The following is a 14,371-nucleotide window of genomic DNA, read 5'->3' on the forward strand; positions in this document are numbered from 1 at the left end:
AATGGTATCAGGACACGGCTTGCCGAGGAGTATGACCGTTTGGGTGGAGCAAGTGTTCAGCGCGTGGTGATGTCGGCGTTTACCGGCGCAGAGCGACGCGCGGTATTGGCAAAGACCTGTTCGATCAGTTGTTCGGCAAACGTCTCGTCCAGCGGCGCATAGGGAATCATCAGGCGATAGTAGACCGCGCCGAACAGCAGATCCATCAGCACCTCCAGGTTGATCCCCGGCTCAAGCTCGCCGCGTTCCCGGGCACGGATCAGCAGGGCCCGGCCCTGGACGCGACGTGGCTCGATCCAGTTTTCCCAGAACGCCCGCTGCAGTTGTTCGTCCAGTTGTGCGGCCGCCAGCAGATGGCGCAGCAGGCGGCCCCGCGAACCTTCGAGCGCCCGGATCAGTTCCGCCACGGCACGGCGAAAGGTGGCGCTGATGGTCGGCTCTTCGACGTATTCGATAAAGGGTGAGATTTCCGCCAGGAAAGCGTCCATCAGGATTGCGCCGGCGCTCGGCCAGCGTCGGTAGATCGTGGTCTTGGCCACACCGCTGCGTTGCGCGATCCGTTCGACGGTAGCCTGGGCGATCCCGCCCTCGTGGGCCAGCGCCAGCGCTGCCTTGCGTACGGCCTCCGTGGCATCGCTGCTTCTGGGGCGCCCCGCAGCGGGAGTAGCGGGTTCTTTGGCAGCAGGGCGGTCAGTCAGTCCGGATTTCATCTTCAAAGCTTCGCGGGAGAGTGCTAGGATTCGCTACGCATCGTAGCGTATATGGTGCGAGTGCGGGTATCCCTTTCACGACTGCGTTTTTCCAGAGGTAACGAGCATGCGATTGTGCATCTTTTCCGGTTCCAGCTCCGGGCGCCGGCCCGGCTATATCGAGGCCGCGCGACAGTTGGGCGACGCGCTGGCGGCTGCCGGCATCGGCCTGGTCTACGGTGGCGCCGCGGTCGGCCTGATGGGGGCGGCGGCGGATGCGGCGCTGGCCCGGGGCGGCGAGGTCATCGGCGTGATTCCCCATGCCCTGGCCGACAAGGAAATCGCCCACGAAGGCTTGAGCCAACTGCATATCGTCGGTTCGATGCACGAGCGCAAGGCACTGATGGCCGAGCTGTCCGACGGTTTTATCGCGTTGCCGGGCGGCCTCGGCACCCTGGAAGAACTGTTCGAAGTCTGGACCTGGGCGCAGCTGGGGTATCACCACAAGCCTTGTGCTCTGCTGGATATCGAAGGTTTCTACAGCGGGCTGGCGGGCTTTCTCGATCACATCGTCGAGGAGCAGTTCGTCAAGCCGGTGCACCGCGACATGCTCATTACCGCCCCGGACGTGCCGGCCTTGTTGGCTGCTATCCATGCCTACCAGCCGCCCAAGGTCACCAAGTGGATTGATGAGCAGAACACCTGAGTTTGTGTGATCACGACAGTGAAACGAACGCGGCCTCCGAAGAGGCCGCGGGTACTGCGTCAACCTGGGTATCAGTTGCTTTTCGCGTTCAGCTTGCGCAGTTCTTCATAGGTCGCCGACTGGACGAACCAGAAGCCGGAAATGATGCACCACACCAGTGTGCCGCCGATCAGGCCGCCCAGGCCGGCGAGGAAGCTGCTGCTGAACATGGCAATCAGGCCGATCAGCCAGATGAAGGCCAGGGCGATGTACAGAACGGTATTGTTGACGCCGATGACGAAGTCTTTCATGGGATTCCTTTTCGGATGATGTCCTATGGCTGCTCCCCTTGAGCGGCCCTGGCGGGAATCATATTTCCATCAGGTGCCAGCTACCAGTCCTGCTTTCCCGCAACGACCCGCCCATGCCATTACAGATGGCTTGCCGCGTTCCCTGGGGCATGACAAAACCTCATGCCACCATGACTTTTAATGGTTACAGCTCCCTCCGGAGCCAGTGATAAAAAAGTGCAAACACCAGCTCATTCATAACAACAAAGAGCGTTTGCACATGACCATGAAAGAACAAGACCTCTACATCGGTGAAGGTTTCGAAGGCCCCGGCGTGAACGCCGCTCATATCAACATCCTGATCGGCCCGCGCAACGGTCCGGCCGGCCAGGCGTTCGCCAACAGCCTCGCGTCGCCAAGCCAGGGCCATTGCCCGTTCATGGTGATCGCCCAGCCGAATATCCCGGTCAAGCCGATGACCCTCTATGTCAACAAGGCCGCCATCGGCAGTGATTTCCACGGCAATGCCACCTGGGGCGCGTCCCAGGCCGGGATCGCCAAGGCCGTGCTCGAAGCACTGCTCGACGGCACCCTGCCGGCCGAAGCCGAGGACGAGTGGGCAATCGTTACCGCCAACTGGGTCAACCCGTCCTGCGATGACCTCGATGCGGTCTACCTGAACAACTACAACGCCTGCCGCACCGCGATCCGCGCCGCCCTGACCGGCCTGCCGGTACGCGCCCAGCTCGCCGATGTGGTCGACCACGTCGCCAACCCTTTCTACACCCCGAAAGCCTGAGGTCCGCGCCATGCACTACATTCGTCTGGGCAACTCCGGCCTGCAAGTCTCCAAGCTCTGCCTCGGCACCATGAACATGGGCACGCCGGACTGGAAACCGTGGATCTTCGACGAGAAGAAAAGCGAGCCGATCGTCAAGCATGCGCTGGACAACGGGGTGAACTTCATCGACCTGGCCGACTTCTATTCCGCCGGCGTCGGAGAGGAAGTGGTGGGGCGCATTCTCAAGCGCCTGGTCCGTCGCGAAGACATCGTGGTGACCACCAAGGTCGGCTACGGCACCCGCGGCGGGATCAACGCCAGCGGCCATTCGCGCAAGCACATCATGGACAGCATCGACGCCTCGCTCAAACGCCTGGACATGGACTATGTCGACGTCTTCATGCTGCATTACTTCGACGTCAACACCCCGGTCGAAGAAACCATGAGCGCCATGAACGATATCGTGCGTTCCGGCAAGGCCCGTTATATCGGTGTCTCGACCATGCTCACCGGGCAACTGGCGAAGATCCTCATGGCCTGCGAGCGCAATGGCTGGGTCAAGCCGATCAACATGCAACTGCAACTGAACTGCGCCTACCGTGAAGAAGAGCGCGAGATGATCCCGTTCTGCCGCGACCAGGGCCTTGGAGTGTCGGTGTTCAGCCCGCTGGCCCGTGGCCTGCTGACCGGTGACGCGCAGTCGACCCGCAACCAGACCGACTTTTTCACCCAGCAGATGTACAGCGACGAAGCTTCGTTCGAGATCGCCCATTCGGTACAGCGCGTGGCGCGCCGTCGCGGCGTCTCCAATGCGCAGATCGCCCAGGCCTGGGTCGCCAATCACCCTGGCGTGGATTGCATGCTGGTGGGCGCCGACACCACCGAACAGTTCGACAGTGCCCTGGCGGCCCTGGAAACCCGGCTGGATGCCGACGAGCTGTACGAGCTGGAACGCAACTACACCCCGTGCGATGTGATCAACGATTACACCGCCGGCAAACGTATCCTGCGCTCGGCCCGTCCGGTCCGGGAAGCCTTCACCCTGACCGAGGCCGTGGCATGAGCGAGCTGATCCGTACTGGCAACTACATCGATGGCCAATGGTCCAGCGGCGGCCCGAGCTATCCGGTGCTCAACCCGGCCAATGGCGAACTGATTGCCCAGGTGCAACGCGCCGGGGCCGAGGAAACTGATCTTGCCATCGCCGCCGCCGAGCGTGCCTTGCCGGCCTGGCGCAAGCTCACCGCCAAGGAGCGCAGCGTACGCCTCAAGCGCTGGAGCGAGTTGATGCTGGGCAACCAGCGCGAGCTCGCCACCCTGCTCAGCCGCGAACAGGGCAAGCCGCTGGCCGAAGCCATGGGCGAAGTGGTCTATGCCGCGAGTTTCCTCGAGTGGTTCGGCGAGGAAGCCAAACGCGCCTACGGCGATGTGATCCCCAGTCACAAGGCCGATGCGCGGATCATCGTCACCAAGGAGGCCATTGGCGTGGTGGCGGCCATCACCCCGTGGAACTTCCCCCTGGCGATGGTCACCCGCAAGGTCGGCCCGGCCCTGGCCGCCGGTTGCACGATGATCCTCAAGCCTTCGGAAGAGACGCCGCTGTCGGCCTTCGCCCTGGCGGTACTGGCCGAGCAGGCGGGCATTCCGGCGGGCGTGTTCAACATCGTTTCCGGTGATGCGGTCGCCATCGGTGGTGCGCTGCAGGCCTCTTCGGTGGTGCGCAAGCTGTCGTTCACCGGTTCGACCCGCACCGGCAAACTGCTGATGCGCCAGGCCGCCGACACCTTGAAAAAGGTCTCGCTGGAACTGGGTGGCAACGCCCCCTTTATCGTCTTCGACGATGCCGACCTGGACGCGGCGGTGAAGGGCGCAATGGCCTCGAAGTTCCGTAACACCGGACAGACCTGTGTCTGCGTCAACCGCTTCTTCATCCAGGACGGCGTGTATGACGCGTTCACCGCCAAGCTGGCCGAAGCGGTCAAGGCCATGCGTGTCGGCAGCGCCCTGGACGGCGAGACCGAGCAGGGCCCGCTGATCAACAGCGCCGCGCTGGACAAGGTCGAGCAGCATGTCGGCGATGCGCTGGAGAAGGGCGCCAGGCTGTTGTGCGGCGGTCGTCGTCACGCGTTGGGCGCAACCTTCTTCGAGCCGACCATCCTCACCGAAGCCAGCGACCGCATGCTCATCGCCCAGGAGGAAACCTTCGGCCCGGTGGCCGCGTGCTTCCGCTTCAAGGACGAGGATGAAGTGCTGCGTCGGGCCAACGACACACCGTTCGGGCTCTCGGCGTATTTCTACAGCCGCGATATCGGCCGGGTCTGGCGCATGGCCGAAGGGCTGGAAGCCGGGATGGTGGGAATCAACGAAGGGATCATCTCCACCGAAGTCGCGCCGTTCGGCGGTATCAAGGAGTCGGGCCTGGGACGTGAAGGCTCGCACTACGGTCTGGACGACTACCTGGAGATCAAATACCTGCTGATGGGTGGTCTCTAAGGTACCCACGCCCCCTTGTGGGAGCCGGCTTGCCGGCGATAGCGGTCGTTCAAGCGATGCAAGGCTCACTGGCCCCATCGCCAGCAAGCCGGCTCCTACAGTTTTGCATTCCACCAGGACATAGCCTTGAGTCAGGGATTGCTCACCAGGCTCAACCACTCGGTAAACAACCGCACTTTCGACAGCCCCTGCTTGTCGTTCGCCACGTCCAGCCAGTAGCCATAAGGCCCGATCACCTCCACGGGGGTGATCGGCAACAGGCTGCCATTGGCCAGTTCCTTCTCGATCATCTGCCGGTCGATCACCGCCAGCCCACCGCCGGCCAGCGCGGTGTTGATGACCTGGTCCAGGGTGCTGAATTCCAGGCCCTGCCGCGCATCGACATCGTCACGGCCCATGGCCGCCAGCCAGTTCTCCCAGACCTTGAGGCGCTTGCCGTCGTGCAGGATATGCAACAGCGGATTGCGCCGCAGGTCCGGTGCCTCGCCCCCTTCGAACAACTCCGGACTGGCCACCGCCATGTGCCGTTCCATCACCAGCAGATGGCTGCTGCAATGGGACGCGGCTTCCAGGCCGAAGCGGATATGACAGTCGACCTCGGCCTGGCTATCGCGGTCGGCCTGGTTGGTCACGCTCAGGCTGATATCCGGATAACGCTGGCAGAAGGCGCGCAGATGCGCCGACAGCCAGCGCGTGGCCCAGGTCGGCGGCGCGAGGATGCGCAAGCGTTGGCGCAGGTTCGGTACCCGCACGGCTTCCAAAGCACGTTCGATATGGTCGAAGGCATCCCCCAGGTGCGGTGACAGGGCGCTGCCCGATTCGGTCAGCGACAGGCCCCGGGGCGTACGCACGAACAGCGCCACGCCGAGGTAATCCTCCAGTTGCTTGATCTGGCGGCTGACGGCGCCCTGGGTCACGTTCAGCGAAGCGGCGGCCTGGCTGAAGCTGCGATGACGGGCGACTTCCTCGAACACGCGCAGCATGTTCAGCGAGGGCAGTTGACGCATGAAAGTCATACTCCGGACCGACCCTCGTGCGCCTGTCGGAAACAGATCTGGAGTCGGCTTATTGTTGTTTTCGTGAAGCGGTTTTTCTGTAGGGGGTATCTGACTATCAGCGGCGGGCCGATGCAAGCGCTGCATGAGCGCGCGGGCGAAATAATCGCCGGGGGGAGGGAGAAAAAAACGTGGGCCGGCGGACCAGGCCGAACCCACGCAAAGACGCGCAACGAACGGGAACACGTGCAGCTCAGTAGCCATCCCCCGTAGGCAGGCTTGCCCGCCAGGAGGCCCTGGAAGCCGCCAGAAGTTTCGGGGGCAAGCCCCCTCCCACAGGTGACGGTGTCAGAAGTAGTAGCCGATGTTCATGTACAGCTGGTTTTCCAGCTGGTTGCTGCCGCCGGCGCCCAGGCTCTGGGTGTAGCTGCTGCCGCCGATGTACGGATCGTTCTTGCCGATCAGCCATTCGGTGGCGATCCACAGTTTGCTCACCGAGAACGAAGTACCGAGGATCAGCCGCTGTGAGGTCTTGAAGTCCTCGTTCGACTTGTCGAAGGCGCTGTAGTTGGCGTACAGCTTGATCCCGCTGATCTGGTCGAACAGGTATTTGCCATCGACGTCGTAGCTCAGGTCGGCGACGTAGAGGTTGCCGCGACTGGCGACGTTGAAGGTGCCGTCATAGCCGCCGAAGGTCACCACCTCGTTGGTGCCGGGGTTGCGTGGCGACATCTGCTGGCGGGCGGCCTGCAGTTGCACGCCCCACGGGCCGTTCTTGCCGATGTAGTGCACGGCCACGGCATTGCGCCGGCCGTCTTCGTTGGTGTCGCGGTTTTCCAGGGTCGAGGTCAGGCCCGAGAGGCCCACTTCGGATTTCCAGTCACCCAATTGCAGGGACTTGGCCACCCGCAGCACGACGGTGTTGTGTTCCTGGTTGTCGCTGCCATCGGCGACATAACCGTCGGCCTTGGACACCACGGTGGAATAGGTCTCGCCATTGCTGGTGCCGCGACCTTGCAGCGCCGGGCGCAGGTAGTAGCCGGCCTGGATGTTCCAGTCGCCGTATTGCTGGATGTACTTGGCACCCACCTGCTCGACGTCTTCCAGGCCGACCACGTTGCCCAGGGTCTCGTAGAAGGTGCTGCCGAAGTAGGGCTGCAGGCCGAACGGCACCTGGTTCAGGCCGACCTGGACCTGCTGGTCCGGGTTGAACTTGTAGCCGACCCAGGCCGTCTCGGCGAACTGCACCGCGCCGATCCGATCGGTGTACTTGTAGGGGTAGTACTTGCCGTAGAAACGGTACTTCGCGGCGGCGATCCAGGTATCGGAGTTGTACTTGGCGGTGAGGAACGCCGTGTCGAAGTTGAAGGTCTGGATATCGCGATCCGGGTCGTAGTCCCAGCGGGCGCGGATGGCGCCGCCGAGATCGAGGTTATCGGTGACCTGCACCGCGAACGCCGGCGCGGCGAGGGTGCCCAACAGCGGTATCAGGGTGAGCGAGCGCAAGGCCCGTTTCGAAGTGATGTGCATGTTTGCTCCGTGGATCTAGGTTTTTTTGGTTTATCGTTGGCAACAGCCATCCCGGCCGCGGCAAGGACCGCGGTCTGGATGAAAGGGTGGAAAGCCTTTGTCTAGTGGTTGACGACACTCAGACCGGGTGCCGGCCCGGCCAGCGGCGGCGGTCGCACCGACGCTCCCGGTGCCGCCGCGAGCAGGGTCTGGGTGTAGGCATGCCGAGGCTGCAACAGCACTTGTTCGGCGGTGCCGTATTCGACGACCTCGCCCTGGCGCATCACCGCGATGTGGTCGCTGATCTGCGCCGCCACGCGCAGGTCATGGGTGATGAACAGGATGCTCAGGTTCAGCCGCTGCTGCAGTTCGGCCAGCAACTCCAGGACCTGTTTCTGCACCGAGACGTCGAGGGCCGAGACGCTTTCATCGGCGATCAGCACTTGCGGGCGCATGGCCAGGGCACGGGCAATACCGATGCGCTGGCGCTGGCCGCCGGAGAACTGCCTGGGCTTGCGTTTCAGGGCGTCGCGCTTGAGCCCGACCTGCTCCAGCAGATCGCCGGCCTCGATCCAGGCATCCTTGGCCGAGAGACCGCGCAACTGGGCCGCGCGGGCAATGATGTCGCCGATCCGGTGGCGCGGGTTGAGTGAGCCGTAGGGGTCCTGGAAGATCATCTGGATCTGCCTCCGGCCCCGGGTCAGCGCCGCGCCCTTGAGGGCGAGGAAGTCGCTGTCACCGAGCCAGACATGCCCGCTGTCGCTGTCCACCAGGCGGATGGCGGCCTTGACCAGGGTGCTCTTGCCCGAGCCGGATTCGCCGACGATGGCCAGGGTCTTGCCCCGGGGCAATTGCAGCGACACATCCTTGAGGGCCTGGACCCGGCGCCCGTCGACGTTGTAGGTCTTGTTCAGGTGCTCGATACGCAGGGCCATTTCACCGTCGGCACAGGGCACGTGCAGTTCCGGATTCAGCGCCGGGACCGCGGCGATCAGCTTGCGTGTGTATGGGTGGCGGGGCGCCTGCAGGACCTGCTCACGCTCGCCGATTTCCACCAGCCGGCCGCCTTCCATCACGGCGATGCGGTCGGCGATTTCCGCCACCACGCCAAAGTCGTGGGTGATGAACAGGATGCCGTGCTGGCCGCGTCCGCGCAGCTCGCGGATCAGCTTCAGTACCTGGGCCTGGGTGGTCACGTCGAGGGCCGTGGTCGGCTCGTCGGCGATCAGCAGGTCGGGGTTCATCGCCAGCGCCATGGCGATCACCACCCGCTGGCACTGGCCGCCGGAGAGTTGATGGGGATAGCTGTCGGCGATGCGCGGCGGTTCCGGCAAGTGGGTCGATTCGAGCAGGGCGAGCATGCGCTCGCGACGCTCCTGCAGCGGCATCCGGGGGGCGTGGATCTCGAAGATCTCCTGCACCTGGTCGCCGATGCGGATCGCCGGATTGAGCGCCGCCATGGGCTCCTGGAAAATCATCGCGATGCGGTTGCCGCGCAGGGTGCGCAGGCGCGCTTCGTCCATGCGGCAGATATCGTCGCCGAGAAAATCGATACGACCCTGGCTGTGGCGCAGGCCCTTGGCGTAGTCGCCCATGATCGCGCCGGAGAGCACCGACTTGCCCGAGCCGGACTCGCCGATCACGCAGAGGATTTCGCCCTTGCGCACTTCCAGGTCGATCTGCTGCACCGCATGGCTGCGGTCGGCGCCCGGAGGCAACTCGATGGACAGGCCTTCGATGCGCAGTACGGGGGGATTGCTCATGCTCAACTCCTTGTGCCTTTCTGGGCGTGTTCGTCCAGGCCGTCCGCCAGCAGGCTCAGGCCCAGCATCAGGGTAGAGATGGCAATGCACGGGAAGATCACCAGGTGGGGAAACGCGATGGCCATGCTGCGGCCTTCGTTGATCATGCCGCCCCAGTCCGGGGTCGGCGGTGGCAGGCCGAGGCCGAGGAAGCCGAGGGCGCCGATCATGATCGCGGTGTAGCCGATGCGCAGGCAGAAATCGACGATCAGCGGGCCGCCGCAGTTGGGCAGGATTTCCACGGTCATGATCCGCAGCGCGCCTTCGCCCTGGGTGACGGCGCTGAGCACGTAGTCTCGCGAGCGCAGGTCGATGGTCAGTGCGCGCATGATCCGGAAGATCGCCGGGGCGCTGGTGAACGTCACCGCGATCAGGATATTCAGCGCCGAGGCGCCGAGGGCGATGATGATCACGATGTACAGCACCAGCACCGGGAACGACAGCACGGTATCGGCGACATAGGACAGCACCGCGTCGACCCAGCCGTTGAAGTAGCCGGCGCACAGGCCCATGGCGATACCGACGGCGAACGCGGTGAGCGTCGCCAGGGTCGACCATAGCAGTACCGTGCGGGTGCCCCAGATCAGCCGCGAGAGAATGTCCCGGCCCAGCACATCGGTGCCGAGCAGGAAGGTCTGGCCGCTGGCGTCGTCGCTGAACGGCGTCAGCAGCGGGGTAAAGCTTTCCAGCGGGTCATGGGGCGCCAGCCAGGGCGCGAAGATCGCCAGCAGCACCCAGCCGCCGACCAGGAACAGGCCGAGGGCCGCGAGCGGGTTCTTGAAAGCATGCAACAGGTTCATTGGGCACTCCCGCCAAGGCTGCGCAAGGTGATGCGCGGGTTGAGCCAGGTGTAGGCCAGGTCCGAGAAGATCTTGGTCGCGCCGACCACCAGGGCACTGATCATCGCGCAGGCTTCGATCAGGTAGACGTCGTGGTTCAGCGACGCGGTGTAGAGCAGTGAGCCGAAGCCCTTGTAGGCGAAGAACACCTCGACCACGATGACGTTCGACAGCAGCCACGGGATGTACAACATGATCACCGTGATGGGCGCGATCAGCACATTGCGCAGGGCATGGCGCAGGACGATACGCCGGGTCGACGCGCCCTTGAGGCGGGCCGTGCGGATGTACGGCGCCTGCATCACCTCGACCATCGAGGCCCGGGTGATCCGTGCCAGGTAGCCGACCCCGAACAGGCACAGCACCATCAGCGGCATCGCCAGTTGCAGGGCGCTGAAGCCGTCTTCCATGCTGCTGACACCCGGCAGCCAGTTGAGCCAGAAGACGAAGATCGCCGAGACGAACACCGCACTGGCGAAGTCCGGGATCGAGGTGGTGACGATCGACAGGAACGACACCAGCCGGTCCATCGCCGAGCCCTGGCGAATCCCCGCCAGAACACCCAGGGTCAAGGCGACCGGGACCATGATCAGCAGCGCCAGTCCGGCGAGCATCAGGGTCTGGCCGAGGTTGGGCAGCAGCAGGTCGACCACGGGCGTACGAAAGTGCACCGAGGTGCCCCAGTGACCAGTGACGAAGTCCTTCAGCCAGACCAGGTAGCGCCACAGGAACGGCTGGTCATAGCCATGTTCGGTGAGCCAGGCGGCTCGTTGGTCGGCGGCGGAGTAGGGACCGAGGACGTTGATCGCGACATCCTCGATATTCAGCTCCAGTGCGAAAAAGACAATCAGTGACACCGACAGCAGGGTTGCCGCCAGGGCCAGTAGCTTGCGCCACAGGAAATCAGCCATATTTGCGTGCTCCGGCTAATGAAGTGAGCGGCTCGCCGCACCGGGGTGGGCGAGCTCATTGTTCAAAGGTCGGATCAGGCGCTGAGCCAGGTCTCGTTCATCGGGTAGAAGTCCGATGGGTGCACCAGGAAGCCCTGGACCTTCTGCGAGGTCGCGGTGAACTTGTCGGCCCAGAACGGCTGGACGATGACGCAGGCGTCCTGGAGGATCTGCTCCACGCTCTGCATCGCCACTGCTCGCTGTTTCGGATCGACGATACCCATGGCCTGATCCAGCGCCGCGTCGAAGGCCGGGTCGGCGTAATGGCTTTCGTTCCATGCCGCGCCGCTGCGGTAGGCTAGTTCGAGGGACATCACTCCCAGCGGGCGATGGGCCCAGTAGGTGAGGCTGAAAGCGGCCTTGTCCCAGATCGGCCAGTACTGGGTGGCGGGAATCACCTTGAGGTTGATGCGGATGCCGGCTTCCAGGCAGTTCTGCTGGAGGATCTGCGCGGTGTCCTGTTCGTAGCGGCCCTGGGTGTTGCCGACGATCAGGTCGATGTCGAGGCCATTGGGGTGTCCGGCCTCGGCCAGCAATGCCTTGGCCTTGGCCACGTCACGGGCGCGCCTGGGCAGTGGGAAATATTCCGGGTGGGACGGGGCGACGTGATGGTCTTCGCCCAGGGTACCCATGCCGCGATAGGCGATCTTGAGCATCTGCGCATTGTCGGCACAGAGCGCCACGGCCTTGCGGATGCGCAGGTCGTCGAACGGCTTCTGGTCCACGGCCATGCGCATTACCACGGTCTGCGCCGATTTGCAGGTCAGCAGCTTGGCATTCGGCAGGCGCTTGGCCAGGTCCAGTTCGGCGACGGTGACGCGGTACAGCACATCGACCTGGCCGGCCTGGAGGGCGGCGAGCTGAGTGGAGACATCGGTGCCCATGTCGACGTAGCGCAGCTCGTCGAGGTAGGCCGGCTTGCCCCAGTAGTCGGCGCGCCTGGCAAAGGTCGCCTGCTTGTTCACGGCAAACGAGGCGAGCTTGAACGGGCCGGTGCCCAGCGGGTTCTTCGACCAGTCGTCACCGGGCTTGAAGCTGCGGTGGACGATGGAGCAGGTGAAGGCGTTGAGCATTTCCGGGATCGCCAGGATCGATCGCTTGAGCACCAGCTTGAACTGGTAGGGACCGAGTTTCTCGAAGGCGCTGATGTCCTGGAACGCGGTGCGGTTGACCGACTTGGAGTCGGCGGCGGTCCAGCGCTTGAAGTTGTGTTCAACGTCGTCGCTGTTGAAGTCGTCGCCGTTGCTCCACTTCACGCCCTGGCGCAGGTTGAAGGTCCATTCCTTGAGATCGTCGGAGGGTTTCCAGCTTTCAGCCAGGTACGGATGGGTGATGTTTTCGGCATCGACCCAGGTCAGGTATTCCAGGCTGTTGCGCATCAGGTTCGACGCTTCGATCCAGGTGATCAGCATCGGGTCCTGGATTTCCTGGATGGCGCAGGCAAAGCGCAGGCTGCCACCCATGCGTGGAGGTTGGGTTTCGGCGGCCTGGGCCGACTCGCCGAAGAGTACCGGACCGAGGAAACTGCCGGCGCTGGCGGCGGTGATCCCCAGCAGGGTCGCGGTGTGGAGAAATTGCCGGCGGCTGATCTGGCCGCCCTTGGCTTGGGTGCACAGGTCTTCCACGGCTGGATGCGGCGCGGAGCCGTCCAGGGTCTGCAAATCTTTCATGAGCCTCTCCGAATACTTGGGCGTTGGTGCGTGTAGGGCTGACTGCGGGAAAAGGCGGTGCGGTCAGCGCTGGCGGTCAGGATCGAAGCCGTGACCGGACAGACAAAACGACGGCAGCAGAACAAAGCGCAAAGAAATCAGGAGGCAGGACGTGAGGTAGGACATGGCGCGGCTCTCATGTTGTTTTTATTTGAGATGCCCGCAGTTTTGTCATCTGGCCCGGGATGAACAAACGATAAATTCAGCGCAGGATGATTCCTAAAACGCATATTACTGATTGCTCCCCCGACGTAGACACGCTCCCGCCTGTTGTACACGGTCCCCTGCAGGAGCCGGCTTGCCGGCTCCTGCAGGTCCTGCGGTGGTCCTACGGCATCAGGCGCGGATCGAACGGGTAGTCCGAAAGCAGCTCGATACCGTTCTCGTGGATATAAATCTGCTCTTCGAGCTTGACCCCTTCACCGCCTTCGTCGTGGCCGATATAGCTTTCCACGCAGATGGTCATGCCGGCCTCGAACACACCGTCGTAGCCCAGCGAGTCGATGTCCTCGCGATGCACCACGTAAGGGTATTCACCGGTCATGCCAACCCCGTGCACCAGGGCGAAATAACGGTTGGCCTTGTAGTTCTGCGGAATCTTCCAGGCCAGCTCGGCGTACTCCTTGAAACTGCGCCCGGCCTTGAGCATTTCCATGTTGGTCTGCACCTGTTCGTAGGCCAGCTTGTACAGTTCCTGCTGCCTGGCCGTGGCCGCCTGTTCGCCGCAGAGGAAGGTCCGCGAGAAGTCGGCGTAGTAGCCGAAGCGGCCCACCACATCGGTATCCAGGGCCACCAGGTCGCCGGCCTCGATGGGGCGGGTACTGCATTCCTGGAACCAGGGATTGGTCCGTGGGCCGGAGGACAACAGGCGGGTTTCCACATAGTCGCCGTCGGTGGCGATCACATGCTGGTGCAGGTGCGACCAGAGTTCGTTCTCGCTGATGCCGGGACGCAGCTTGCTTTCCATCAGCCGCACCCCGGCTTCGGTTGCCCGCAGGCTGGCGCGGATCATCTTCAGCTCGTTCGGAACCTTGATGCAGCGGGCGCGCTCCAGTGGTTCCTGGGCGTCGAACACCTGGTAGCCGAGGCGCTGCAACTCGAAGGCCGCTGCCGACGTGGCGCTTTCGATGGCGATGCGCTTGCCACCGCCGCATTGCTTCACCAGATCGTCGATTTCAGCGGCCCAGTCCGCGGTGACATTGCTCAGGAAACTGTCGCAGAAGTAATAGGAGATGGCCTTGGCCGGGCGTACCTCGTCGACGGTATTGAGCTGCTGCGCCAGGTGCAGGCAGCCGCCGAACTCGAACACCACCACCGGGCCTTCCGCCGGGATAAAGGCATAGCGGGCCGGGTTGCGCGCCGAGTACACCTGCATGTTGCGCGAGCCGGTGGCGTAGCGCATGTGGGTCGGGTCGAACAGCACGCAGGCGGCGTAGTCACGTTTCTTCAGTTCGTTGCGCACCCGCTGCAGGCGGTCCAGCTGGATCTGCTGGATCTCGGCGGCGCTGGGTTCGCAGTCGGCTGGGTTGCGGTTGGGGCCGGAAAGACTCATGGGTGTTCCTCGCTGATATCGGTCACTGATGGAAATAAGTTCTTATGGGCACAGCAGTGTTTTTTGGGCGCACACAA

13 protein-coding genes are annotated in these 14,371 nt (G+C 63.5%); 4 read left to right on the forward strand and 9 right to left on the reverse strand.

Annotation, left to right across the window (positions count from 1 at the left end; all coding sequences use genetic code 11):
* Positions 1-56 precede the first annotated feature (56 nt).
* A complete protein-coding gene (locus HX851_RS13260) occupies positions 57-710 on the reverse strand; it encodes a TetR/AcrR family transcriptional regulator (RefSeq protein WP_017124642.1) in 654 nt (217 codons plus the stop codon).
* 106 nt (positions 711-816) lie between these two features.
* Here HX851_RS13260 and HX851_RS13265 point away from each other — a divergent pair, with 106 nt between their 5' ends.
* Positions 817-1,395, forward strand: a complete 579-nt coding sequence (locus HX851_RS13265; protein WP_042934683.1) for an LOG family protein — start codon at positions 817-819, stop codon at positions 1,393-1,395.
* A gap of 71 nt (positions 1,396-1,466) precedes the next feature.
* Here HX851_RS13265 and HX851_RS13270 read toward each other — a convergent pair whose 3' ends face one another.
* Positions 1,467-1,685, reverse strand: a complete 219-nt coding sequence (locus HX851_RS13270) for a hypothetical protein (RefSeq protein ID WP_017124640.1) — start codon at positions 1,683-1,685, stop codon at positions 1,467-1,469.
* Between the two features lie 265 nt (positions 1,686-1,950).
* Here HX851_RS13270 and fae point away from each other — a divergent pair, with 265 nt between their 5' ends.
* The 3 genes from fae to HX851_RS13285 are packed head-to-tail and all read left to right on the forward strand — an operon-like array spanning position 1,951 to position 4,938.
* Positions 1,951-2,463, forward strand: coding sequence for a formaldehyde-activating enzyme (gene fae, locus HX851_RS13275; protein WP_177060141.1), 513 nt, complete (start codon positions 1,951-1,953; stop codon positions 2,461-2,463).
* 10 nt (positions 2,464-2,473) lie between these two features.
* Positions 2,474-3,508: an aldo/keto reductase gene (locus HX851_RS13280; protein WP_017124638.1), complete on the forward strand. Its 1,035-nt coding sequence runs from the start codon at positions 2,474-2,476 to the stop codon at positions 3,506-3,508.
* Positions 3,505-4,938 carry an NAD-dependent succinate-semialdehyde dehydrogenase gene (locus tag HX851_RS13285; RefSeq protein WP_177060036.1) on the forward strand — a complete coding sequence of 478 codons (1,434 nt, stop codon included), beginning with the start codon at positions 3,505-3,507 and terminating at the stop codon, positions 4,936-4,938. Before HX851_RS13280 ends, HX851_RS13285 begins: the two co-directional genes overlap by 4 nt.
* Positions 4,939-5,069: 131 nt before the next feature.
* On the opposite strand, the gene HX851_RS13290 is transcribed toward HX851_RS13285, so the two are convergent.
* From HX851_RS13290 to HX851_RS13320, 7 genes are all read right to left on the reverse strand, one after another.
* The gene (locus tag HX851_RS13290) at positions 5,070-5,945 is read right to left on the reverse strand and encodes a LysR substrate-binding domain-containing protein (RefSeq protein WP_177060034.1); all 876 of its coding nucleotides are present in this window, start codon (positions 5,943-5,945) and stop codon (positions 5,070-5,072) included.
* Positions 5,946-6,281: 336 nt separating this feature from the next.
* Entirely contained in the window at positions 6,282-7,463 is a 1,182-nt protein-coding gene (locus tag HX851_RS13295) for a porin family protein (RefSeq protein ID WP_017124635.1), read from the reverse strand.
* A gap of 101 nt (positions 7,464-7,564) precedes the next feature.
* Positions 7,565-9,205 carry a dipeptide ABC transporter ATP-binding protein gene (locus HX851_RS13300; RefSeq protein ID WP_177060032.1) on the reverse strand — a complete coding sequence of 547 codons (1,641 nt, stop codon included), beginning with the start codon at positions 9,203-9,205 and terminating at the stop codon, positions 7,565-7,567.
* Between the two features lie 2 nt (positions 9,206-9,207).
* Positions 9,208-10,044, reverse strand: coding sequence for an ABC transporter permease (locus HX851_RS13305; protein WP_177065638.1), 837 nt, complete (start codon positions 10,042-10,044; stop codon positions 9,208-9,210).
* Positions 10,041-10,994 (reverse strand): ABC transporter permease, encoded by a 954-nt coding sequence (locus tag HX851_RS13310; protein ID WP_177065639.1) that lies wholly within the window; start codon positions 10,992-10,994, stop codon positions 10,041-10,043. The genes HX851_RS13305 and HX851_RS13310 overlap by 4 nt, the downstream gene beginning before the upstream one ends.
* 74 nt (positions 10,995-11,068) lie before the next feature.
* A complete protein-coding gene (locus tag HX851_RS13315) occupies positions 11,069-12,703 on the reverse strand; it encodes an ABC transporter substrate-binding protein (RefSeq protein ID WP_177065640.1) in 1,635 nt (544 codons plus the stop codon).
* 367 nt (positions 12,704-13,070) lie between these two features.
* Entirely contained in the window at positions 13,071-14,294 is a 1,224-nt protein-coding gene (locus HX851_RS13320) for a M24 family metallopeptidase (RefSeq protein WP_177060026.1), read from the reverse strand.
* Positions 14,295-14,371 lie beyond the last annotated feature (77 nt).

This window comes from Pseudomonas gingeri (assembly GCF_013385635.1).
GTDB classification, from domain to species: domain Bacteria; phylum Pseudomonadota; class Gammaproteobacteria; order Pseudomonadales; family Pseudomonadaceae; genus Aquipseudomonas; species Aquipseudomonas gingeri_A.

Excerpts from the sequence above, each read along its gene's own strand:
- HX851_RS13260 (WP_017124642.1), bottom strand. The coding sequence starts at position 710 with ATGAAATCCGGACTGACTGACCGCCCTGCTGCCAAAGAACCCGCTACT.
- HX851_RS13265 (WP_042934683.1), top strand. The coding sequence starts at position 817 with ATGCGATTGTGCATCTTTTCCGGTTCCAGCTCCGGGCGCCGGCCCGGC.
- HX851_RS13270 (WP_017124640.1), bottom strand. The coding sequence starts at position 1,685 with ATGAAAGACTTCGTCATCGGCGTCAACAATACCGTTCTGTACATCGCC.
- fae (WP_177060141.1), top strand. The coding sequence starts at position 1,951 with ATGAAAGAACAAGACCTCTACATCGGTGAAGGTTTCGAAGGCCCCGGC.
- HX851_RS13280 (WP_017124638.1), top strand. The coding sequence starts at position 2,474 with ATGCACTACATTCGTCTGGGCAACTCCGGCCTGCAAGTCTCCAAGCTC.
- HX851_RS13285 (WP_177060036.1), top strand. The coding sequence starts at position 3,505 with ATGAGCGAGCTGATCCGTACTGGCAACTACATCGATGGCCAATGGTCC.
- HX851_RS13290 (WP_177060034.1), bottom strand. The coding sequence starts at position 5,945 with ATGCGTCAACTGCCCTCGCTGAACATGCTGCGCGTGTTCGAGGAAGTC.
- HX851_RS13295 (WP_017124635.1), bottom strand. The coding sequence starts at position 7,463 with ATGCACATCACTTCGAAACGGGCCTTGCGCTCGCTCACCCTGATACCG.
- HX851_RS13300 (WP_177060032.1), bottom strand. The coding sequence starts at position 9,205 with ATGAGCAATCCCCCCGTACTGCGCATCGAAGGCCTGTCCATCGAGTTG.
- HX851_RS13305 (WP_177065638.1), bottom strand. The coding sequence starts at position 10,044 with ATGAACCTGTTGCATGCTTTCAAGAACCCGCTCGCGGCCCTCGGCCTG.
- HX851_RS13310 (WP_177065639.1), bottom strand. The coding sequence starts at position 10,994 with ATGGCTGATTTCCTGTGGCGCAAGCTACTGGCCCTGGCGGCAACCCTG.
- HX851_RS13315 (WP_177065640.1), bottom strand. The coding sequence starts at position 12,703 with ATGAAAGATTTGCAGACCCTGGACGGCTCCGCGCCGCATCCAGCCGTG.
- HX851_RS13320 (WP_177060026.1), bottom strand. The coding sequence starts at position 14,294 with ATGAGTCTTTCCGGCCCCAACCGCAACCCAGCCGACTGCGAACCCAGC.